The organism is Microbacterium sp. che218 (assembly GCF_040436305.1).
Lineage (GTDB): Bacteria > Actinomycetota > Actinomycetes > Actinomycetales > Microbacteriaceae > Microbacterium > Microbacterium algihabitans.
Genome location: NZ_AP031501.1, coordinates 148,202 through 169,620, shown reverse-complemented (window position 1 = coordinate 169,620; position 21,419 = coordinate 148,202). Strand labels below are relative to the sequence as shown.

The 21,419-nt window shown below is 71.2% G+C and carries 14 protein-coding genes; 7 read left to right on the top strand and 7 right to left on the bottom strand.

Annotation, left to right across the window (positions count from 1 at the left end):
* Genes ABXS86_RS00725 through ABXS86_RS00715 form a run of 3 tightly spaced genes read left to right on the top strand, consistent with a single transcriptional unit; the run spans window position 1 to window position 1,552 of the window.
* Window positions 1-351, top strand: coding sequence for a lycopene cyclase domain-containing protein (locus tag ABXS86_RS00725; RefSeq protein WP_307212056.1), 351 nt, complete (start codon window positions 1-3; stop codon window positions 349-351).
* A complete protein-coding gene (locus ABXS86_RS00720) occupies window positions 348-665 on the top strand; it encodes a lycopene cyclase domain-containing protein (protein ID WP_230704829.1) in 318 nt (105 codons plus the stop codon). Before ABXS86_RS00725 ends, ABXS86_RS00720 begins: the two co-directional genes overlap by 4 nt.
* Complete coding sequence (locus ABXS86_RS00715) at window positions 662-1,552, top strand: prenyltransferase (protein ID WP_230704830.1); 891 nt, start codon at window positions 662-664, stop codon at window positions 1,550-1,552. The genes ABXS86_RS00720 and ABXS86_RS00715 overlap by 4 nt, the downstream gene beginning before the upstream one ends.
* Before the next feature lie 405 nt (window positions 1,553-1,957).
* Here the strand turns inward: ABXS86_RS00715 and ABXS86_RS00710 are convergent, their stop codons facing one another.
* Entirely contained in the window at window positions 1,958-4,912 is a 2,955-nt protein-coding gene (locus ABXS86_RS00710) for a UPF0182 family protein (RefSeq protein ID WP_353665306.1), read from the bottom strand.
* 43 nt (window positions 4,913-4,955) lie between these two features.
* Complete coding sequence (locus ABXS86_RS00705; protein WP_353665305.1) at window positions 4,956-6,083, bottom strand: PDZ domain-containing protein; 1,128 nt, start codon at window positions 6,081-6,083, stop codon at window positions 4,956-4,958.
* Between the two features lie 185 nt (window positions 6,084-6,268).
* On the opposite strand from ABXS86_RS00705, the gene ABXS86_RS00700 reads away from it, so the two are divergent.
* Window positions 6,269-7,714 carry a zinc-dependent metalloprotease gene (locus ABXS86_RS00700; protein ID WP_353666211.1) on the top strand — a complete coding sequence of 482 codons (1,446 nt, stop codon included), beginning with the start codon at window positions 6,269-6,271 and terminating at the stop codon, window positions 7,712-7,714.
* Window positions 7,715-8,638: 924 nt separating this feature from the next.
* Here ABXS86_RS00700 and ABXS86_RS00695 read toward each other — a convergent pair.
* Together ABXS86_RS00695 and nudC are read right to left on the bottom strand one after the other, a co-directional pair.
* Entirely contained in the window at window positions 8,639-10,390 is a 1,752-nt protein-coding gene (locus tag ABXS86_RS00695) for an ATP-dependent helicase (protein ID WP_353665304.1), read from the bottom strand.
* The gene (nudC, locus tag ABXS86_RS00690) at window positions 10,387-11,451 is read right to left on the bottom strand and encodes an NAD(+) diphosphatase (protein ID WP_353665303.1); all 1,065 of its coding nucleotides are present in this window, start codon (window positions 11,449-11,451) and stop codon (window positions 10,387-10,389) included. The genes ABXS86_RS00695 and nudC overlap by 4 nt, the downstream gene beginning before the upstream one ends.
* Window positions 11,452-11,585: 134 nt before the next feature.
* On the opposite strand from nudC, the gene ABXS86_RS00685 reads away from it, so the two are divergent.
* Window positions 11,586-13,124, top strand: a complete 1,539-nt coding sequence (locus ABXS86_RS00685) for a phosphotransferase (protein ID WP_307212076.1) — start codon at window positions 11,586-11,588, stop codon at window positions 13,122-13,124.
* A 105-nt stretch (window positions 13,125-13,229) separates the two neighbouring features.
* On the opposite strand, the gene ABXS86_RS00680 is transcribed toward ABXS86_RS00685, so the two are convergent.
* Entirely contained in the window at window positions 13,230-16,517 is a 3,288-nt protein-coding gene (locus ABXS86_RS00680; RefSeq protein ID WP_307212079.1) for an ATP-dependent DNA helicase, read from the bottom strand.
* Complete coding sequence (locus ABXS86_RS00675) at window positions 16,514-19,714, bottom strand: ATP-dependent helicase (protein WP_307212082.1); 3,201 nt, start codon at window positions 19,712-19,714, stop codon at window positions 16,514-16,516. Before ABXS86_RS00675 ends, ABXS86_RS00680 begins: the two co-directional genes overlap by 4 nt.
* Before the next feature lie 188 nt (window positions 19,715-19,902).
* Between ABXS86_RS00675 and ABXS86_RS00670 the strand changes: the two genes are divergently transcribed.
* Both ABXS86_RS00670 and ABXS86_RS00665 read left to right on the top strand, forming a co-directional pair.
* Window positions 19,903-20,127 carry a DUF3107 domain-containing protein gene (locus ABXS86_RS00670; protein ID WP_353665302.1) on the top strand — a complete coding sequence of 75 codons (225 nt, stop codon included), beginning with the start codon at window positions 19,903-19,905 and terminating at the stop codon, window positions 20,125-20,127.
* Window positions 20,128-20,137: 10 nt separating this feature from the next.
* The gene (locus tag ABXS86_RS00665) at window positions 20,138-20,425 is read left to right on the top strand and encodes a hypothetical protein (RefSeq protein ID WP_353665301.1); all 288 of its coding nucleotides are present in this window, start codon (window positions 20,138-20,140) and stop codon (window positions 20,423-20,425) included.
* Window positions 20,426-20,583: 158 nt separating this feature from the next.
* Here ABXS86_RS00665 and ABXS86_RS00660 read toward each other — a convergent pair whose 3' ends face one another.
* Window positions 20,584-21,300, bottom strand: coding sequence for a ferritin-like fold-containing protein (locus ABXS86_RS00660; RefSeq protein WP_144835134.1), 717 nt, complete (start codon window positions 21,298-21,300; stop codon window positions 20,584-20,586).
* Window positions 21,301-21,419 lie beyond the last annotated feature (119 nt).

Genomic DNA, 21,419 nt, shown 5'->3' with positions numbered 1-21,419 from the left:
GTGCCGGGGATCTACCTGGGCGCGATCCTCTTCTCGCTGATCGGCATGATGCTGATCGACTGGAAGTACTCGCTCGCGCTGCGGGTCGCTCCTCTCCGCACCGCGCTGGCGGTGCTGGGCGGCACGGTGTTCTTCCTCGCGTGGGACCTCGTCGGCATCGCCACCGGCGTGTTCGTGAAGGGTGAGAGCCCGCTGTTCGTCGGCGTGATGCTCGCCCCGCACCTGCCGCTCGAGGAACTGTTCTTCCTGCTGTTCCTGAGCTACCTGGCGATCGTGATGTTCGCGGTTTTCGAGCGGCGGTCTTCTGCTCGTTCTGCTGCGTCGGCTTCGGACGCGCGGGGGGCGTCGTGACCTACCCGCTCATCGTCGTGCCGTTCGTGGTGATCACGCTGATCGTGACGCTGGCGACGGCGCGGCGTCCGCGGTTCCGCGAGCGCATGGCATCCGCCGCCCTCACCGCCCTCGTGCTGGTGGGCCTCACCCTCGTGTTCGACAATCTCATGATCGCCGTCGATCTGTTCTCGTACCCTCAAGAGCACCTCAGCGGACTCAAGCTCGGACTCGCGCCGATAGAGGACTTCGCCTACCCGCTGTGCGCGGCATTCCTCGTGCCGTCGCTGTTCACCCTGCTCTCGCCTCGCCACGCCCCGAAGGACACCGCATGACCACCCCCGCCCTCACCCCCGGACGCGTGGTGCGCGAACTGTTCGTGTCGTCACGGCCCGTCAGCTGGATCAACACGGCCTTCCCGTTCGCCGCGGCCTACCTGCTGACCACGCGCCAGATCGACGCGCCGCTGATCGTCGGGATCATCTTCTTCCTCGTGCCGTACAACCTCGCGATGTACGGGGTGAACGACGTGTTCGACTACGAGTCGGACCTGCGCAACCCCCGCAAGGGCGGAACCCACGGCGCCGTGCTCGCCAAGCGCATGCACCCCATCACGCTGTGGGCCTCCGCGCTGTCGTGCCTGCCGTTCGTGGTGTACCTCGTGATCATCGGGTCGCCGCTGTCGTGGCTCGTGCTCGCGCTGAGCCTGTTCTTCGTCGTGTTCTACTCCGCGCCGCCGCTGCGGTTGAAGGAACGCCCGTTCCTCGACTCGATGACCAGCAGCATCCACTTCTTCTCGCCCGCGATCTACGGGTTGGTGCTCGCCGGAGCGGTGTGGACCTGGCAGCTCGTGTTCGTGTTCATCGCGTTCGCGCTGTGGGGCATCGCCTCGCACGCGTTCGGCGCCGTGCAAGACGTCGAGGCCGACCGCGCCGCCGACATCTCGTCGATCGCCACCGCCCGCGGGGCGCGCTGGACCGTGCGCTTCGCGCTGGTTTGCTACGGGCTCGCGGGGGTGGCGATGCTGTTCACCGCGTGGCCCGGGCCGCTGGCCGCGCTGCTGGTGATCCCGTACCTCGTCGTGTGCTGGCCGTACCGGAACGTGACGGATGCCGAGAGCGACCGCGCCACCGCCGGCTGGAACCGCTTCTTGTGGCTCAACCAGATCGCCGGCTTCGGCACGACGATGCTGTTGATCTGGTGGTGGTTTATTAGCGCGTGAGCGCAGGTCCCTGAGCTTGTCGAAGGGACCGGGCAACCAGGTCCCTGAGCTTGTCGAAGGGACCGGGACCCGCTGTGGCCCGGTGGCTTCGACAAGCTCAGCCACCTCTACCGCCGCGCGACTTGGTCCCTTCGACAGGCTCACCCACCTCGCTAGGTCCCTGAGCCTGTCGAAGGGACCGGGACCCGATGTGCCCCGGTGGCTTCGACAAGCTCAGCCACCTCTGCCGCCGCGCGGCTTGGTTGCTTCGACAGGCTCAGCCACCTCGCTAGGTCCCTGAGCCTGTCGAAGGGACCGGGACCCGCTGTGGCCCGGTGGCTTCGACAGGCTCAGCCACCTCTGCCGCCGGAACGACGACGCCGGCGCCCCGCTGGTGCGGGACGCCGGCGATAGGTCGAGCGGGGGTCAGCCCGCGGGGGTCTCCGACGGAGCCGGGGTGGGCGACGTCGTCGCCGTGCCGCCCTGGCCGTTCGTCTCGAGGTCGAGCAGGCGCTGGACGGCCGCGGTGAGGCGGGCATCCTGCGTGGCGAAGGCCGCGAGGTCACCGCTGGTCAGCGCCGCCTGGCGGGCGTTCAGCGCGTCGCGCGCCTCCTGCAGCGCCGCTGCGTAGTCGCCCGTCGGAACCGTCGGCGTGCCGCCGGTCGATCCGCCCGTCGTCCCCGAACCCTGATCGGTCGGGGTGACGGTCTCGTCACCCGTGTTGGCTCCGGAATCACCGCCGAACAACGAGTCGAGCGCTTCGCTCAGCGTGTTCTCGAACGCGATCTTGTTGCCGAACGCGACGAGCACGCGCCGCAGCTGCGGCAGCTTGGTGTCACCCGACGACTGCACGAACACCGGCTGCACGTACAGCAGACCGCCACCCACCGGCAGGGTCAGCAGGTTGCCGTTCAGCACCTGCGACTGTCCCTGTTTCAGGATGTTGATCTGCGACGACACGTTGGTATCGGAGTCGAAGGTGTTCTGCACCTGACCCGGTCCGGGCACCGTGGTCGACGAGTCGATCACGAGCATTCGGAGCTTGCCGTAATCGGCGCGTTTCTGGCCCTGTTGGTCACCCGCGTTGGAGTCGACGGCCATGTAGCCCGTCAGCACGTTTCGCGCCTGACCGCCCTGAGACGCCGGGATGAAGCTGGTGAACATCGAGTACGACGGGTCGTCCTGGTTCGGCATCTTCATCGTCAGGTAGTACGGCGGCTGGAAGGTCGCCGGGTCTTGCGGGTCGTTCGGCGTGGTCCACCGGTTGTCCTGCTGGAAGAACGAACGCGCGTCGTCGACGTGGTAGACGCCGAGCATCGAGCGCTGCACCTTCATCAGGTCGGTCGGGTACCGCACGTGGCTCATGAGACCGGCCGACATCTCGGTCCACGGCTTGAGGGTCGTGGGGTAGATGTTCTGCCACGCCTTGAGCAGCGGGTCCTGGTCGTCCCACGCGTACAGGCTCACCGAGCCGTCGTAGGCGTCGACCGTGGCTTTGACCGAGTTGCGGATGTAGTTGATGTCATCGAGCGCGTAGGTCGGAGCCGGGTTGTTCGAATCGGCGATCGCGCGCGACAGCGAGACGCTCGACGAGTACGGGTAGTTCGCGCTCGTCGTGTAGCCGTCGATGACCCACTTGATACGACCGTCGACGACCGTGGGGTACGGGTCGCTGTCGAGCGTCAGGTAGGGCGCGAGCTTCTGCACGCGCTCTTTCGGGTTGCGGTCGTAGAGGATCTGCGAGTCGGAGTTGACGTAGTCGGAGAACAGGATCTGCTCCGACTGGAACTTCAGCGCGTAGATCAGGCGGTTGAAGACGTTGCCGACACTCGGTCCGCCGTTGCCCTGGAAGGTCGTGCGGGTCTCGGTGCCGCCGTCTGCGCCGAGCGGGTAGTCGAGCTCGATGTTCTCGCCGCCCTCGGGGCCGCCGACGATCGAGTACGGCGGCGACTGCTCGCCGAAGTAGACGCGGGGCTCGTAGTTGAGGTCGGTGAGGAAGCCCGTGCCCGGGATCGCCTGCTCGAGGAAGACCGGGTCGCCGTCGGCGGTGCGCTCGTTACCGGCGGCCGCGACCATGCCGTAGCCGTGCGTGTAGACGAGGGTCGTGTTCTGCCACGAAGCCGCGTCGCCGAGCTGACCGATGTTGAGCTCGCGCAGCGACACCACGGTGTCTTGCGTCTGCCCGTTGATCGTGTAGCGGTCGACGTCGAGCGGGGTGTTGAACTGGTAGTACGCGCGGTACTGCTCGAGCTGGCGAACGGTGGGGCCGATGATCGCGGGGTCCATGATGCGCAGCTGCGCGGTGGACTCGGCGTCGTTGCGCAGCTGCCCGGCCTGGGCCTGCGTCTCGGCCTGGAAGTTCTCCTTCTCGATGTTGTCGATGCCGTAGGCGGCCTTCGTGCCATCGAGGTTGCGCTGGTAGTACTGGCTCTCGAGCGCGAGCTCGTTGGGGCGCACCTGGAAGGTGGTGACGGCCCACGGGATTGCCGCGCCGACCACGATCGCCGAGACGATGAGCAGTGCGGTACCGATCAACGGGTAGCGCCAGCGGCCGATGAAAGCCGTGACGAAGAACGCGAGCGCGACGATGACGGCGGCGATCGCGAGGATCGTCTGGCCGGGGATCACGGCGTTGGTACCGACGTAGCCGGGGCCGGTGATGCGCTCGGACGGCTCGACGAGCGTGCGGAAACGGTCGAGCCAGAGGCTCGCGCCCTGCAGCAGCAGGTAGACGCCGGCGAGGATCGCGAGCTGGATGCGCGCGGCCTTCGAGATGCGCAGCTCGCGCTGTCCGACGCGGACCGAGCCGTAGAGGTACGACACGACGGCGGTGAGCAGCAGGCACACCAGCACTACGGCCGAGGCGAAACCGAGCGCTGCCACGTAGAACGGCATCCCGAACAGATAGAAGCCCGTGTCGAGACCGAACTGGGGGTCGGTCACCGAGGTGCTGACGCCGTTGAACCACAGCCAGGTGGTCTCCCACTGCGCGGAGGCGGCGAAGCCGGCGAAGAAGCCGAAGAAGATCGGGATTCCCCACATCGCGAGGCGCCGCAGCGGCTCGACGACCTCTTGGTAGCGGTCGAGCTGCGAGCTCAGACGCGCGTACACGGGACGCAGGCGGTAGGCGAGCTGGATAACGCCCCAGACCGGCACGGCCATCGCGAGGAAGCCGACGACGAACATCACCGTGCGACCGATCCACTGGGTGGTCAGAACGGTGGTGAAGCCCAGCTGCGAGAACCACAGCCAGTCGGAATAGAGGTTCGCGAAGACGAAGAACGCGACGACGAGCGCTGCGATCACCGCCAAAGTGATCGAGATGATCCGTCGGGAGCGGTTCGGCGGCGTGGCCTGGTTCGGCGCTGAGGTCGTGGTCACCCCTTCATCCTAGGCGCGGGGTTCTCGGGGTTCGCCGTGAAAGCTACAATCCCGAACCACACGTGGGAAGCGCATTGAGATCGCCGTTGTCGCGGATCGTCTCGAGCACCGTCATCGACTGATCCAGCGTCGAGGTCGAGAAGACGCGGATGCCGTCGGGCACGTGCCCCACGACCTCGTTGCAGTTCGACTCGGGGGCAAGGAAGTACGTCGCGCCAGCATCGAGCGCGCCGTAGAGCTTCTGCCGGATGCCGCCGATCGGGCCCACGTTGCCGTCGGCGTCGATCGTGCCGGTGCCGGCGATGTGCTGACCTCCGGTGAGATCGCCGGGCGACATCTTGTCGATGATGCCGAGCGCGAACATCATGCCGGCGCTCGGACCGCCGACGTCGTTCAGCTGGATCTTGACGTCGACGGGGAGGTCGAACGACTGCATGAGTCCGACGCCCAGCAGGTATTGCTGCTCGCCGTTGACCGTGGTCGGCTGCGGCGTGATCTGCACCGTGGCGTCGGCGCCGTCGCGCTGGTAGGCCACGGTGACCGGTGCGCCCGCGGCCTTCTGGACGGCCGAGCGCACGGCATCCACGTTCGAAGCCGGAGTGCCGTCGACCGACAGCAGCACGTCGCCCTGCTGCAGCAGACCCGCCGCCGCGCCCTGGTCGTCGATCGTGCCGACCGCGATCTCGGCGGGCACGTCGTAGCCGAGCTGTCGCAGGGCGGCCGCGCTCGCCTCGAGCTGCGAGTCGCTCATGAGGGCGGCATTCTCGCTCGTGCGCTGCTCTGTGGTCTGACCGGCGGGGAAGATGCGGTCGATCGGCACGACCGCGCGCGAGCGGTCGAACCACGCCATCGCGAGCTCGATCCACGACGGGGTGCGCTCGCGGTTGCCGCTGACCTGCACCGTGAGCAGGTCGAGCTGGCCGGTGGTGGTGTCGTCCTGCTCGTTCGGAACGGTGATGAGCGGCACCTGCTCGCCGTCGGCGTTCGGCGAGGTACCGAGGGTGTTGTACACCGGACCCGGCTGCTGGATGACGTACGCCGAGGGCACGAAGGTGAGCACGAACAGCACGATCACGGCCACCGTCAGCGACCACACGCCGATGACGGTGCCGCGACGCCACGGCTGTCGGGGCGCGGGCTCGAGGCGGACGTTCTCGTCGAAAAGGGACACGGAGCTCAATCCTTGACCGGGGTCGTTCGCGCGGGGCGTAAGCGCCGCGGGGCCCGGCCGGTAGATGCGGGGAAACCTGCGACTAGCGTAGAGAACCATTCCCCAGACCTGGCTGAAAGGCGGCTGAAGTGGCAGACGACGACCGTGGCGGCGAGCAGAGCCCCGAGGAAGAGTTCCAGGAGCTCATGCGCCGCCTGATGTCGGGCGACACCAGCGGCATCGACCCCGAGATGCTGTCGCGCCTGTCGGGCATGCAGATCGACCCGGCCATGCTGCAGGCCGTCATGAACCAGCTGCAGGGCGCCTTCGCCGGCACGCAGGAAGGCGTCGACTGGAGCCTCACCGAGCGTCAGGCGCTGCACATCGCCAACCAGGACGGACTCGGCGTCACGACCGGTCAGAAGACCGACATCGACCAGGCGTTCACCCTCGCTGCGCTCTGGCTGGGCGCGGCGACCACCATCTCGGACCTGCCTCGCCCTCCCCGCGCCGTCACGCGCGGCGCGTGGGTCACCGCGACGCTGCCCGTCTGGCAGGAGCTCGCCGAGCCCGTCGCCACGAGCATCGCCGACGCGCTCACCGCAGCCCTGGGCCAGCAGGCCCCCGAAGACATGCAGGAGATGATCGCCGGCGCCGGACGCCTCATGCGCACCGTCGGCGGCTCGCTCTTCGCCACGCAGCTCGGCCACGTCGTCGGCCGCCTGTCGACCGAGGTCGTGGGTGGCGGAGACGTCGGCATCCCGATCATGCCCGAGGGTGACGCCGCGATCCTGCCGCAGAACTTCGCCGACTTCGGCCGCGACCTCGAGATCCCCGACGACCAGCTCGCGCTCTACCTCGCGACGCGCGAGCTCGCGCACGCACGCCTCTTCCGCCACGCGCGGTGGCTGCGCCTGCACGTCATCTCGCAGGTGCGCGACTTCGCCCACGGCATCCGCGTCGACACCGACGCCCTCGAGGAGCTCGCCTCGCGCTTCGACCCCTCGCAGCCCGACGAACTGCGCGGAGCGCTCGAGAGCGGAGCCCTGCTGCCCGAGCGCAGCCCCGAGCAGACCGCTGCCTTGACGCGGCTCGAGAACCTGCTGGCCACGATCGAGGGCTGGGTCGACGTCGTGACCGAAGACGCCACCTCGCGGCTTCCGTCGGCGGGACGCATCGCCGAGGCCGTGCGCCGACGCCGCGCCGTCGGTGGACCCGCCGAGCAGGCGCTGGGCGCGCTGGTCGGCCTCGAACTGCGCCCGCGCCGCATGCGCGAAGCCGCCGCGATGTGGCGTGCCGTCACCGACGCCGTGGGCATCGAGGGCCGCGACGCGCTGTGGGACTACCCCGACCTCATGCCGTCGTCGGAAGACATCGACGACCCGGCCGCGCTGATCGCGCGGGTGACGGCCGCGTCGCGCGGTGAAGCGGCGCCGGCCGATGAGATGGACGACGCGCTCGCGCAGCTGTTGGCTGAAGAGGCCGAAGGTGGGCGGGATTCTTCGGACGCTGACCCGGCGGGCGGCTCGGACGCTTCGGGTGAGGGCCTCTTGCGCCGAGACCTGCGAGAAGGTCGCTCCGACGACGAGTCCGATCGCGACGCGCGGGACGGCGACGAGGACGGCGCTCCGGGAGACCAGCGGCCCGTGTGATCGCGGCGGTGGGGTCCGCGGCGCTGGGGTCGCGCGGCGGCCTGCCGTTGACGCCGAGACTGCAACTCGCTGACGACGTCGTTGCAGCCCGACGCGGGTTTGTCAGCGAGTTGCAGTCTCGCGGACCGCTCGCCGGTCGACGGGCGGACGCATGCCCGTGTGCGGGTCGCGCGGGCGGCGCGGTGGACTTCTCCCCAGGGGCGTGATCGACGCCGGTTGCTGTGGACAACGGCATCCGGAGCCTTTCCGCCCGTCAGGATCGGGGCATGCTTCGACTCGACCCCGCCTCTCCCCCGCTCTGGCGCGATGACGGCAGCGTGCAGTTCGGTCCGCGCGCGATCGCGACACTGCCGATCTCGGATCGGTGGACGGATGCCGCCGTCGCCGCCCTCGTGAACGGCACCACCCGCGAGGAGTTGCGGGCGCTCGCGAGAGTGCACGGGGTGTCGGATGCCGCGACCGATGCGGTGCTCGACGCCGTCACGCCGGCGCTCGTGCCGCACCGCGACGAGCCGCCGCTCGTGCTGCAGATCGCCGACGACCTTCACCCGCGCGTCGGCCGCGCCGTGCTCGCGGGTCTGCCACCGCTCACCCGCATCGTCGCGTGGGCGGGGGCGTCCAGCGAGCGGGCGTCACCGGGCTCGTGCGTGATCCTGCTCGCGGCGCATCGCGTGGATCCGCGGCGGGCTGCGGCGTACACGCGTGACGGCGTGACCCACCTGCCGCTCGTGCTCGACGGAGCCTCAGCGACGGTCGGACCGGTCGTCGCGCCGGGGCGCACGGCCTGCCTGTCGTGCCTGGATGCCGAGAGTCAGCGCGGGGATCCGCACTGGCCCGCGGTGTCGTCGCAACTGCTCGGCCGGCCGCGACCCGCGATCGACCCGGCGCTGGCCGCCGAAGCGGCGCGGGCGGCGCGCTTCTTGCTCAGCGCGCCGATCGAGCAGACGACGAGGTCGCTGCACCTGCGCGTCGATTCGTTCCGGCGGGCCTGGGGGCTGCATCGGCCGAGCGCAGACTGCCGCTGCCGATCTCTCGAAGAAAGCGCGACGGCGAGCGTTCCATCCGGCCCCGACCGCGCGCCCAGCTCAGCGACAGCGTCCGCGCCGCACGCGTGACCCCGACGTACGCGAGACGCCGCTCTTCGTCGACCGCCTCGAAGGTGGTCGCGTACGAGATCGGCAGCAGACCCTCACTGACCCCGACGAGGTACACGTGATCCCACTCCAGACCCTTCGCCGCGTGCAGCGTGGCCAGTGTCACCGTGCGCGTTGTCGGCTCGTGCTGGTCGCGCGCGCGGGCCTGCAGGTCGTCGGTGAACGAGCGCAGATCGGTTCCGGCCGGGGCCTCTTCGGCCAGGCGCAGCAGGGCGGCGCGCGCCTCCCACGCTTCGCGCAGGGCTCCGCCCGCGGCGGGCGGGTCGTCGGTCAGTCCGACGCTGCGCAGCACGTCGCGGACGGTGGCGATGAAGCCGGTCTCCATCGGCGCGACCGAGGCGGCCCGCAGCGCCATGAGCGCCTGCCGAACCTCGGGCATGTCGAAGAACTTGCGCCCACCCAGCACGGATGCCGCGACCCCCACCGCCGACAACGCGTTCAGCAGCGCGGCCGACTGGGCGTGCGAGCGGTACAGCACCGCGACGTCGTGCGGATCGACGCCGCGCGACAGGGAGTCGGCGATCGATCGCGCGACCGCCGTGGCCTCGGCCTCGTCGTCGTCGAAGCCGCGCACCGTCGGCACCGGCGTGTCGGCGTCGGTCGCCGCCACGAGCTCGAGCGCGCCGGCCCGGCCACGCATGAGGTCGTTGGCCACCGCCAGCACGGGAGCACTCGAACGGTAGTTGCGCTCGAGCCGCACGACGCGGGCGTCTTCGTGCGTGCGCTCGAAGTCGAGCAGGTAGCGCGCGTCGGCGCCGGTGAACGAGTACACGGTCTGGCTGGCGTCACCGACCACGCACAGGTCGCGACGATCGCCCAGCCACAGCTCGAGCACGCGGTTCTGCAGCGGCGAGACGTCCTGGTACTCGTCGACCGTGAAGTGCCGGTACTGCTCGCGCACGGCGGCGGCCACGCGCGGCTCGGCCTCGATCATGCCGGCGCAGGTGAGGAGCACGTCTTCGAAGTCCATCTGCCGACGCTCGTCTTTGAGCTTCTCGTACGCCCGCTGCAGAGCGACGACCTGGTCGACGTTGAGACGCCCCACGCCGTCGGGGCGGTCGGCGGCGTACTGCTCGATCGAGCGCAGCGTCACCTTGCGCCATTCGATCGACGAGGCGACATCGCGCAGCGTCGCCGTGTCGGGAGTCAGTCCGACGCCGTCGGCCGCGTGCGCGAGCATGCGCACCTTGTTGTCGATGATCGACGGAGCCTGGTCGCCCGCCAGGGTGGGCCAGAAGAAGTTCACCTGGGCGAGGGCTGCGGCGTGGAACGTGCGCGCCGACACCCCCGACACGCCGAGCGCACGCAGGCGTCCCCGCATCTCGCCCGCCGCCTTCGCGGTGAAGGTCACCGCCATCACCCGCTGCGGCGAATACGCGCCCGTGTCGACGCCGTGGGCGATGCGCCGCGTGATCACGCGCGTCTTGCCGGTGCCGGCGCCCGCGAGCACGCAGACCGGACCCCGCAGCGCCCGCGCCGCCTCGAGCTGATGCTCGTCGAGTCCGTCGAGAGGCCCGGTCACGCGGTCTCTCCGTACCAGTCCTCGATCAACCGGCGGGCAATCGATGCGGGCCCCGGCAGGTGCACCGCGCTCTCACCCCGGAGCGCCGACCCGATCTCCTCCCGGGTGAACCAGCGCACCTCGACGATCTCCTCGCCGTCGGCCAGGGCCTCGACCTCGTCGACCACGACCGCGCGAAACCCGAGCATGAGCGACCGCGGATACGGCCACGCCTGCGACCCGCGGTACACGATCTCGCGCAGGCGCACGCCCGACTCCTCGTTCACCTCGCGCGCCACGGCGTCTTCGAGCGACTCCCCCGCCTCGGCGAACCCGGCGAAGCACGAGTACCGGTCTCCGCCCCAGGCGGCGTTGGCGCCCAGCAGCACGCGGTCACCCTCGGCAGAGGTCAGCAGCACGATGACCGCCGGGTCGGTGCGCGGGAAGTGCTCGCGTCCGCACACCGGGCAGTGCCGCGACCAGCCGGCCTGGCGCAGTTCGGTGAGTGCGCCGCACGCGGGGCAGAACGCCGCATCGCGCAGCCACCCCGACAGGGCGACCGCGGTGGTCAGCAGTTCGGCCTCGCCGGCCGGAAGATCGCCGCCCGCGGCGCGAAGGGGCGCCCAGTCGGCATCCGGAACCAGTTCGTCACCCGCGCCGTCGGCCACGACCGCGAGCAGGACCGCGCGGTGGTCGGGCGTGCGCCCGAGGAACGCCCAGTGGGTGATGTGGGGGATGTCGTGGGGGGCTGCTGCGTCGGGGTCGGCGGGGCGCGATGACGGGGCGGGGGCGGATGCCGTGGACTCGGCGGACTGCTGCTGCCCGGTGGCCGACGAGGCGAGGTCGGCGAACGAGACGAACGCGAGACGGCCGTCGATCATCGGAGCAGCGTCGCGGCGCACGGCGAGCACGAGCGTGCGGGGATCCGCGGCGAGGTTCCCGAGCAGGCCGGGCTGGTCGCGCTCGGCGCCGGCGCGGTCGACGACGAGGTCAGCGGCATCCGCGGAGGTGTCCTGCGGCCCGCTGTCGGCCGCACTCGACGAGGGCGGGTTCTGCGACGACGAAGACGCGGGAAGCGACATCGAACACTTCTTTCCGGTGCGAGCACGAGCAGAAGCCCGAACGGTTGGGGCGAGCGGAGGGTCGAGGGCTCGACCTCCCCCCATCAAGGGCGTGGCGCGGGCCGGTGAGCACGGGCCCGACCTACCCTGGGGGCATGGCACGCTCGCCCCTCATTTTAGCCGCGTCGGCGACGGCGGCCCTTCCCGGCACCGCCTTCACGAGCGTCAGTGCGCTGACCGAGAACACGGCCGGTCGCTTCGACGCCGCGCTCGCCCGGACAGCCGACGGGCTCGAGCTCATCGTGCGCATGCCCACCGACGACGACACCGCCGGCGAGCTGGCGGCCGAGGCGCGAGCCCTGCACGCCCTGACCGCCGGAGTGCGCGCTCTGCTGCCGTTCGCCGTGCCCGAGGTGGTCGGCGAAAGCGGCTCGGGCGTCCACCGCGTGCTGGTCGTCGACCGCATTCGCGGCTATCGCATCGACCCGGCGCACCTCCCCAAGGGACCCGGCTACGCGCCCGCGATCGGTGGCGCCCTCGCCGCCGTGCACGCGCTGCCCGTCTCGATCGTGCGGACCGACGGATTGCCCGTGCGCTCGCCGGAGCAGGTGCGCGACGACGTCAAGCGCCTGCTCGACCGTGCGGACTCGACCGGACGCGTCAGCGACGACCTCATGATGCGCTGGCGCCGTGCGCTCGACGTCGACGACCTGTGGCGCTTCGAATCCGCCGTCGTTCTCGGCGGCGCCACGAGCACCTCGATCGTGCTGGCCGACGACGCCGACGAGATCCCGCACGTGGTCGGCATTCTCGACTGGGCCGGCCTCAGCGTCGGCGACCCCGCCGTCGACCTGCGCTGGTTGGCATCCGCCCCGCTCGCCGCCGACGACGTGCACGCCGGATACGCCGCCGCGGGCGACCGCTCCCCCGACCCGCTGCTGCGCGAACGCGCCCGCCTCTACGCCGAGCTCGAGTTCGCGCGCTGGCTCGTGCACGGACACGACGCCGGCGAAACCGACGTCATCGACGACGCCGTGGCCCTGCTGACGGCACTGGCCGACGGCGTCCGCGGCGACCAGATCGTGCCCGACACCCGCAGCGACATCGACGACGCGATGGCCCTCGTCGAGAGCTCGCCCGCGGTCGCCCCGTCCGACGGCGTCGACACCTCGATGCAGACCGACGCCTACGACCCCGAGGCGCTCTCGCTGTACCTGTCTGCCGAACGCGACCGCGCGGCCGCCGCAGACGCCCTGGCGAACGCCGAAGAATCGGATGACGATTCCGGCCCGATCCGCATCGACGACCTCCCCGCACGCGTGGACGACCCCGAGGCCACGGCTCCGCTCGAGCTGAACGGGTGGGACGGCCGCTACGACCCCGTCCACGGACCGGCGCTGCGGGGCGACACCGCCGCGACGTCGCTGTGGGGCAAGCCCGAAGAAGCCCGACCGGCCGTATCGGACGCCACCTCGTTCGGCGCGCGCGACGACGAGAACGCCGCCTCGGCCGGTGCGCACGACGAGTCGTCGACCGACCGTCTCGACGGCCTCCCGCTCGATGGCGGCACCGAGGCGCGGAATGAGCGGGCGGATGCCGCGCGCGACGACTCCCCCGTCGACGACGAGGCCGACGCCGCCCGCGCGAGCCGCGCCGCGCTGCGCCGCTGGGGTGTGTCGGGCGACAACGCCTGAGCGGCGCGCGGTCGCACGCCCGACGAAGCCGCCGACTTCACCCGCGCCGCGAGGCCGAGGGGTGGTAGCGGCGCTGTGGTATTCACCGCGCTTGGCCGGAGCACCTCAGCCGCGCAGCACCAGCTCGTCGCCGACGTAGAACAGAGCGACGTCGATCAGGTCGATGTCGATTCCGTGCTTCGCGTGGTAGGCGTCGCGGTACAGCTCGAGCTGCAGCATGCGCGACCGACGCCCGGCCTCGGACGAGGGCGGTCGACCGGTCTTCCAGTCGACGATCTCGTAGCGATCGCCGCGTCGGTAGACGGCGTCGAGCTTGCAGATGACGACATGCTCGCGTCCGTCGAGACGTGTGGTGACGAAGTCGATCTCGGTCTCGACCTCGAGCGGCCGGAGGCCGGCCCATTCCGATCGTTCGAAGCACTCGCGCAGTCGCTGGAGTTCCACGGCATCCGCCGCCGATGCCCCCACGACGTCGTCGTCATCCCATAGACCGTCGTCGTCGAGCCCGACACCCGCCCCCACCAGGCCCGAGCGCTGCTCGACCCACGCGTGGAAGAGCGTGCCGAGGCGCGTCTGCCGGTAGGGGCGCTCGGGCATGGGGCGCCGCAGGTCTTCGACCGTGCCGCTGTAGTCGGCGACGAAGTCTTTGAACCGCGACGCCGGGATCCGCGTCGGGGCCGGTGCGTGCGTCGGACGCAGCCGATCGGCCCGCTCGGCGAGCAGCAACTCGAGGTCGTCGTCGGCTGACGCGGGGGGTTCGGCCCGCGCGGCGGCGACGGCGGACGCCGCGGCCGATACGGCGGTGCGCCGAGCCCCCAATGGATCGAGCGGCCAGTGCAGCAGCCGACGTTCGCCGTCGTAGGGGTCGTCTCCGAGCTCGGACACCTCGAGGTCGATCGCGAGCGCCTCGGCCGCTTCGTCGAGGAACACGCTGGGGCGTCGAGGCTTCTTGGTGCCCGACCAGCTGGACCCCGACAGCATCAGCAGATCGCGCGCGCGGGTGAAGGCGACGTACGCGAGACGGCGGTCTTCGTCGAGCTGACGGGCGCGGTTGTCGGCCACGAAGGCGTCGATCGCGGCCTTCAGGTCTTGCTGCGTCTCGGCTCCGCGCCAGCCGAAGACCGGCAGCCACGCGGAATCGCCGCGGAACTCCGAGGGCAGGATGCCGAAGCCCAACCACCCCTTGGTGTCGCGCGGGAGCGACGGCAACTCGTCGGTGACGAGGCGGACCACGGCGACCGCGTCCCACTCGAGCCCCTTGGAGCCGTGGATCGTCAGCAGCTGAACGACGTCGTCTTCGGGCGGCTCGGTGCGCGGGGCGAACTCGTCGGCCTGCTCGGCGTGGTCGAGCCAGGCGAGCAGGCTCGCAACAGACCCCGACTCATCGGCGGCGAGGAACCCGCGGATCTCGTCGACGAACGCGCGCAACTGGGCCGACGCGATGCGCGCGGGGCCGCGCGACTCGTTCGCCGCGAGCTCGATGTCGAGACGCAGCTCGGCTTCGATCAGGCGGATCAGCTCGGGGATGGGCGCCCCCACGCTGCGCCGCAGCGACGCGAACACCGCACCGGCTTCGCGCAACCGCGCTCGCCCCTCGGGGGTGAAGTCGGTGAGCCAGCCGTGGCCGTCGGTCTGCCGGGCGATGAAGTCGAGGGCGTCGACGAGCGAGGCACGGTCGGCCCCGGGTGTCGAGCGGAGGCGGTCGACGACCTCAGCCCCCAACGGCTGCAGCGCCACGTCGTGGGTGGCCAGGCGACGGGCGAGCTGCGCGAGGGCGCGCAGGTCGGCGAGTCCGACGGCCCAGCGGGGTCCGGACAGCAGGCGGATCAGGGCCGACCCGGCCTCGGGATCGCTGATCACCCGCAGGGTCGACACCACGTCGACCACCTCGGGGGTGGTGAGCAGACCGCCGAGTCCGAGGATGCGGTGCGGGATGCCGCGGCGTCCGAGCGCATCGCCGAAGCGGACCATGTGCTTCTTGCTGCGGAACAGCACCGCCCCGGTGGTCGCCTTGCCCTGGGCGGCGCGCGCAGCGCGAACACCGGCGAACCACGACGCCACGCGATCGGCCTCGGCGTCGAGATCGTTCTCGAACACGATCTCGACCACGCCCTGGGGTGCACCGGGACGAGAGCGCAGCTCTTCGACCGCGACGGCAGCCCGATCGGCGAGCGGGGCGAGCACCGCGTTGGCGGCGTCGAGCACCCGTTCGCTGTTGCGCCAGCTGGTCAGCAGAGCGAACTGGCGGCATCCGCCCTCGGGAGCGAACGCGGCGGGGAAACCGCCGAGGTTGCCGGCGCTCGCCCCGCGCCAGGCGTAGATGGCCTGGTGAGGGTCGCCCACCGCCATGACGCCCGTGCCGCCGAACAGCGTGGAGAGCAGGTCGGTCTGCACGACCGAGGTGTCTTGGTATTCGTCGAGCAGCACCACGCGGTACCGCGCCCGCAGCTCGGCGACGACGGCCGGGTGCTCGGTCGCGATCTGCAGGGCTCCCGCGACCTGGTCGGCGAAGTCCATGACGCCCAAGCGCGCCTTCTCGCGGTTGTAATCGGCCGCGAGGGCTGAGAGCAGAGCCAGCGCCGAGACCTTGGCCGCGGCGTCGCCGACCTCTTTGTAGACGCTCACGCGCGCGGTGGTCGAGGGCCGTTCGGCGATGCGCACGAACTCGTCGGGGAAGGCAGCGAGTCGATCGAGGTCGACGAGGTTGTCGACGCCGTCGCGCGCGATCCGCAGCGCGGCGTCGATGAGCGTCCGCGGGGACTCCTGGCGCTCCTCGAGACGCGGGTCGTCGGAGGCGAACACCACGCGACGCATGAGTAGCCACGCAGCGGATTCGGACAACACCGCCGATTCGGCGTCGCGCCCGATGCGCAGGCCGTGCTCGCGCACAATGGCGTCGGCGAAGCTGTTGTAGGTCGACACCGTCGGACGGTGCAGCAGCTGGTCGCCGTCGTCGGGCGCGCTTTCGCCCGCGCCGACCTCGGCGGTCAGCATGTCGAGCGCTTCGCGGCGCGCAGCGTCGGCGCTCGCACCCTCGAGCTGCGCGAGCTCGGCGAACACTGCGAGGCGTCCCGCCTCGTGCAGGGCGGGAAGCGCGGGCAGGAGCCCCCGGGCTTCGAACTCCGACAGGCGCTGAAGACGCCGATGAATCCGCTCGGCGAGCTCTCCGGCGGCCTTGCGCGTGAAGGTCAGGCCCAGCACCTCGTCGCGGCGGACGAGCCCATTGGCGACGAGCCACACGACGCGGCCGGCCATGGTCTCGGTCTTGCCGCTGCCCGCACCGGCGACGACGAGGGCGGGCTCGAGCGGTGCCTCGATGACGGCCGTCTGCTCGAGGGTCGGGGGGAACTGGCCGAGGGCGGCCGCGATCGTCGCAGCGGACAACGTGGTCACGACGCGCTCACCGCCGAGACCGTGTGGATACGGCAGAGCCCGTACGAGAACTCGTCGCGGCAGTGCACCTCGTACGGTGCCGCGAAGCTCGTGCCGCGCATGACGTTGACCGCACGCTGCACGCGCCCGACGAACTCCTCGCGCTGGGTGTCGTCGAACGGCGGCTGCGTCGGCTCGGCGTAGTCCTTCTTCGCCGCGCTCGGGCGCAGCACGAGGAGCTTGGCCCCGCCGGAGGGAAGCCCCTCGACCTGCTCGATCGCCCCCGACGAGAACGCCAACTGGTAGGCCGCGAGCTGCGGGTTGTCGGCGACCTTGAGATCGGTCTGCGGCTCGTTCTTGCCCGTCTTGAGATCGACGATCACGACCTCACCTGAAGGGGTCACCTCGACACGGTCGATGTCACCGCTGAGCACGGCGCCGTGCACGGGGGCACCATCGGGCACGGCCGCGCCGTCGTCGACGCCGTCGGCGTGCTGCCCGCCGGCATCCGGAATCGGGATCGGCACCTCGAAGTGCCTCTCCGCGCCCACGAGTCGGCCGCCGGCGTCGTCGAAGCGCCGCAGGTAGGTCGCGAGGCGTCGCACGAGGTCGCGGGCACGCGTGCGCTCGGCCTTCTCGCGCCACGCGGCGTCGAACACCAGCTCGCCCCAGCGCTCGTCGACGACGGCCCACAGGTCTTCTTCGGATGACGAGCCCGCGGTCTCGAGGGCCGCGTGGATGATCGTGCCGATGCCGGCGGTCGTGCCACCGCGGTCGCCGCCGAGGTCGGCGATCACCCAGTCGAGCTGGCATTCTTCGAGCGCGTGGAGGCGCGAGGGCGAAACGCGGACGTCTTCGCGCGTGAGATCGCGCAGCGGGGCCGACGAGCTCGGCGCCACGACGCCGTACCACTGCTCGGGGGCGGCCCCCGCGACTCCGGCGGCGGCCAGCAGCGCCAGCTGACCGGCGGCGTGCGTGCGCTCGGGCGCGGGGACACGCGCAGAGGTCAGCGAGCGGCGGTGGCGCGCGACGAGTCCGCGCAGCGACAGCGGATGCTCGGGGATGGATGCCGCGGGCTCGGGCGCCGGCAGCATCTCGAACAGCACGCTGGGTCCGGTGTCGTCATCGTCGACCGCGGTGACGATGAGCCGGGCGTCGGCGCGACTGATCGCGCGGACGAAGAGCCGCAGCTCGTCGTGCATCGCGGCGCGGCGCCGATCGAGCATGCCGGCGGCGGGGAGGTCGGGGTGCTGCACGGCGTCGGCCAGACGCCAGGTCTCGAGGAGCCCGCCGCGCAGGCGCGTGTTGGGCCACACGCCTTCTTGGACTCCGGCGACCACGACGGTGTCGAAGTCGGTTCCCGCGGCCGCGGCCGGCGTCAGCACGCGCACGGTGTCGACGACCGCGGGCTGTTCGATGCGGTCTTCGGCCACGTCGCTGTCGAGCACCCCGCGAAGGAACACCGAAGCCTCGCCGTCGGGCTCGCGCTCGGTGAAGCGCTTGGCCGCCTGAAAGAGCGCCACGATCGCATCGAGGTCGCGGTCGGCCTGCTCGGCCACGGGCCCGTGACCACGGGCGGCCTCGCGCCAGGTGCGGGCGAGCGCGCTGCGCTCCCACGCCGTCCAGAGCAGTTCGTGCGCCGTCGCGCGCTGCAGGGCCTGGGCCCGGAGCGCGGTCAGCGTCTCGCCCAGCCGCATCGCCCGCCGCGCCTCGCGCGAGTCGATGGTCTCGAGCTCGAGCGGGAAGCGGACCCCCGAGACCAGAAGTTCGGTGGCGGAGCGGACTCCCCCGGCCCCGACCTCGTCGTGACGCAGCGCCGTGCGCAGGCGTCGGAGCTCGATGGGGTCGAGCCCGCCGAACGTGCCGAGGAGTGCGTCGACCACCTGCTCGGGAGCCCACTCGTCGGGGTCGCGCATGCCGAGCTCGACCAGCGCGACCAGATCGCGCACGGGACGCTGCACGCCGAGTGCAAGACCCGGACCGCTGGCCCGAGCCGGCACCTCGCGCGCCGACAACTCGGCCTCGAGAGTGGCGACCTGTCGGGAATCGTGGGCGATCACGGCGCAGCGACCCCACGGCACGCCGTCGAGCACGTGACGCTCGCGCAGCAGACGGGCGATGGCGTCGGCCTCTTCGGCGGGCGAGCGCAACAGATAGGTGCGCACCGACCCCTCGACCGGCGCGCCGACCGGTGCTCGGCGATGCGCGACGACCCCGGCCGCGCCGATGCGCGACGCGACCTGGCGCACGAGGTCGACCTGTTCGGCGGTGCCGCGATGCGGAGTGCCGAGCGCCGCCGTCGTGCCGAGTTCGCGCGCCAGCCGGGCGAAGTTCTCGGGGGTCGCGCCCCGGAACGCCCCCGACCCCACGTCAGGGTCGCCGAAGGCCACGACTCCGATGCCGAGGGCCCGACAGGCCCGCAGCAGGTCGATTCCGCCGGAGGTGAGCTCTTGCGCGTCGTCGACCAGCACGCACTTCAGCGAGGCGAAACGGCCGAGCAGGTCGCGATCGACGAGCGCTTCGTCGAGAACAGCGACGGCCTCGCGCGCCAGGTCGGCCGCGTCGCGATGCGCGCCGCGCATGGCCGCGCGCACCGCGCGGTACTCGTCGGCGAACGACGCGAGCGAGGCCCAGACGGGGAGCTCGTGCTGCCTGGCGAGCTCGGCGAGGTCGGCGGAGGTGACGCCGAGATCGGTGCACTCCGCGAGGAACGCGCGCAGGTCACCGCGGAACCCGCGGGTCGCGCGGATCGCCGACCCGAGCCAGGCCGGCCACCGCGAGTGCCCCTCAGCCTCGTCGAGGGCGTCGCCGTCGAGAAGGTCGCGGATGATCTGGTCTTCATCGCCGCCGGTGAGCAACTGCGGGGGCTCGCCGCCGCGGCGCACCTCGGCTCCGCGCACGAGCTGGAAGGCGAACGACGCCAACGACCGCGCGAGCGCACCGGCGGTGGCCTGGCCGACTGCGAGCGCGAGCCGGTCGCGCAGAGCCGTCGCCGCCGGGCGCGTCGGCGTCAGCACGAGCAGGTGATCGGGGTCGAGTCCGGATGCCACGAGCCCGCGCGCCCGCGCCAGCAGAGCCGTCGTCTTCCCCGACCCCGGCGCCCCCACGACGACGCCGCTCGCCTCGGGCGCCCACCCCGCGACTGCCCGCTGATCGTCGTCGAGCGCGTGCCCGTCGACGGCGGAGGCGTCGAGCTCAGCGGCATCCGGGATCTGCATGTGTCCACGCTAAACGCGACCTCCGACATCGGGTCGCGCGACGCCCGGAGGCAGCCGGGAACGGCCCCGAGCATCCGCGCGTTCGCCGTCCGCGAAGCGGGGCCCGCTCGGGGACGCGGTGTCGGAACCCTGCCCTAGAGTCGAATCACGCGCCGGGCCGACCGCGGCCCGCGGGGAAAGGACGCATCGTGGAGATCCGCATCGGCATCACCAACACCGGCCGCGAGCTCAACTTCGAGACGAACGAGAGCTCCGACGCCGTCAAGTCGGCCGTGGCCGCCGCTCTCGACAACTCGGCCAGCCACGTCTCCTTCATCGACGTGAAGGGCAACTCCTACCTCGTCCCCACCGCCAACCTGGCCTTCGTCGAGCTCGGCACCGAAGAGTCGCGCCGCGTCGGCTTCGTCGCCTGATCCCACGACCGTGCAGATCCTGCTCGGTGTGATCCTCGGAGCGGTTGTCGGCCTCGCGGCGCACGTCGCGTTGCCCCACCGCTCGCTGCGCGGAGAGGCGCTCGCGCCCCTCGCCGGGGCCGCGGCCGCTGCCGTCGTCTGGACGGCGCTCACCTGGGCGGGTCTGGGCGTCGATTCCCCGATCCTGTGGATCGTCGCCGTGCTCGCGCCGGCGATCACGAGCTTCGTACTCGTCACCCTCGTCAGCCGCGCTCGCGTCGCCCGCGACGAGGTCGACCGCGTGCGCCTGGGGGCCTGAGCTGACGCAAGCCCCCGCCGGCGGGCCTGAGCGACCGGCTACGAGACCGACGCCCGAACGGCGCCGAACCTGCTGCAAGACTGGCGCCCGATCGTCACGGGAAGTGCTCTCGAGCCGCCATACGGGGCCACACCCCGGTCAACTGAGCCCCTCAGCTCTCAGGCCGCGAGCCCCATGGCATCCATGCGTCGTGCGTGTGCACCCATCAGTTCGCTGAAGACGGGTTCGACCTTGGCTTCTTCGGCGCTGTCGAGGTGGCCGTGGCGCAGCGCGGCGCGGGCGACGAGCAGCGTGTCTCCGACGAGTCGACGGCCCCACAGCGCGAGCAGCCAGCGCCACTCCTCGTCGCTCTCGATCGTCTGGCCGAGGATGTCGACGATCGCCTGACGGTCGTCGTCGGCCTGCAGGATGCGCGCGACGCGACGGCCGGTGTCTCCGTAGCTCGACGACAGTGCGAGGTAGAAGTCGTCGAGCATGCCCGCCGTGATGTGCACGGTGAGCATGGTCTCCTGCGGGCGGATGCCGTGCGTGTTGCGGCGGAACGCGTCGAGCGACTCGCGGAACGGCAGCATCAGCTGCGTCGGGTCGGCCCCGCGCTCGCGGATCACCGCGACGAGCTCCTGATGCTTGATCAGCGCCGCGCCGGCCGCGCGCGACAGCGACTCCTTCTCGGCGAGCTCGGGCGTCAGCGCGATCAGCTCGCTCAGCGTCTCGAAGAAACCGAGCTGCAGATAGGCGGCCTGTCCGAGGAAGGTCTCGACCTCGGGAGCGAGCTCCGCGAAGTCGACCCGCATGGCCTCGCCGAGGTCTCCGCGCGAGCGCAACTGCAGCGTGCGGCCCACCGGGCGCTGACGACGACGGAACCACTCGAACACAGACGACAGCCTAGGCGTCGGGGGCCCGCGAGACACGCCGGGTAGAGTGGAGGGGTCCCGGCGATGGATCGGGACCCCGCGCCTGTGGACGAGTGACGGCGTGGATACGACTCCCCCAG

What these genes read in the sequence shown, in the direction of transcription:
- ABXS86_RS00715 (WP_230704830.1), top strand. Translation starts at nt 662, where the DNA reads ATGACCACCCCCGCCCTCACCCCCGGACGCGTGGTGCGCGAACTGTTC.
- ABXS86_RS00700 (WP_353666211.1), top strand. Translation starts at nt 6,269, where the DNA reads ATGCGCCGCCTGATGTCGGGCGACACCAGCGGCATCGACCCCGAGATG.
- nudC (WP_353665303.1), bottom strand. Translation starts at nt 11,451, where the DNA reads ATGTCGCTTCCCGCGTCTTCGTCGTCGCAGAACCCGCCCTCGTCGAGT.
- ABXS86_RS00685 (WP_307212076.1), top strand. Translation starts at nt 11,586, where the DNA reads ATGGCACGCTCGCCCCTCATTTTAGCCGCGTCGGCGACGGCGGCCCTT.
- ABXS86_RS00675 (WP_307212082.1), bottom strand. Translation starts at nt 19,714, where the DNA reads ATGCAGATCCCGGATGCCGCTGAGCTCGACGCCTCCGCCGTCGACGGG.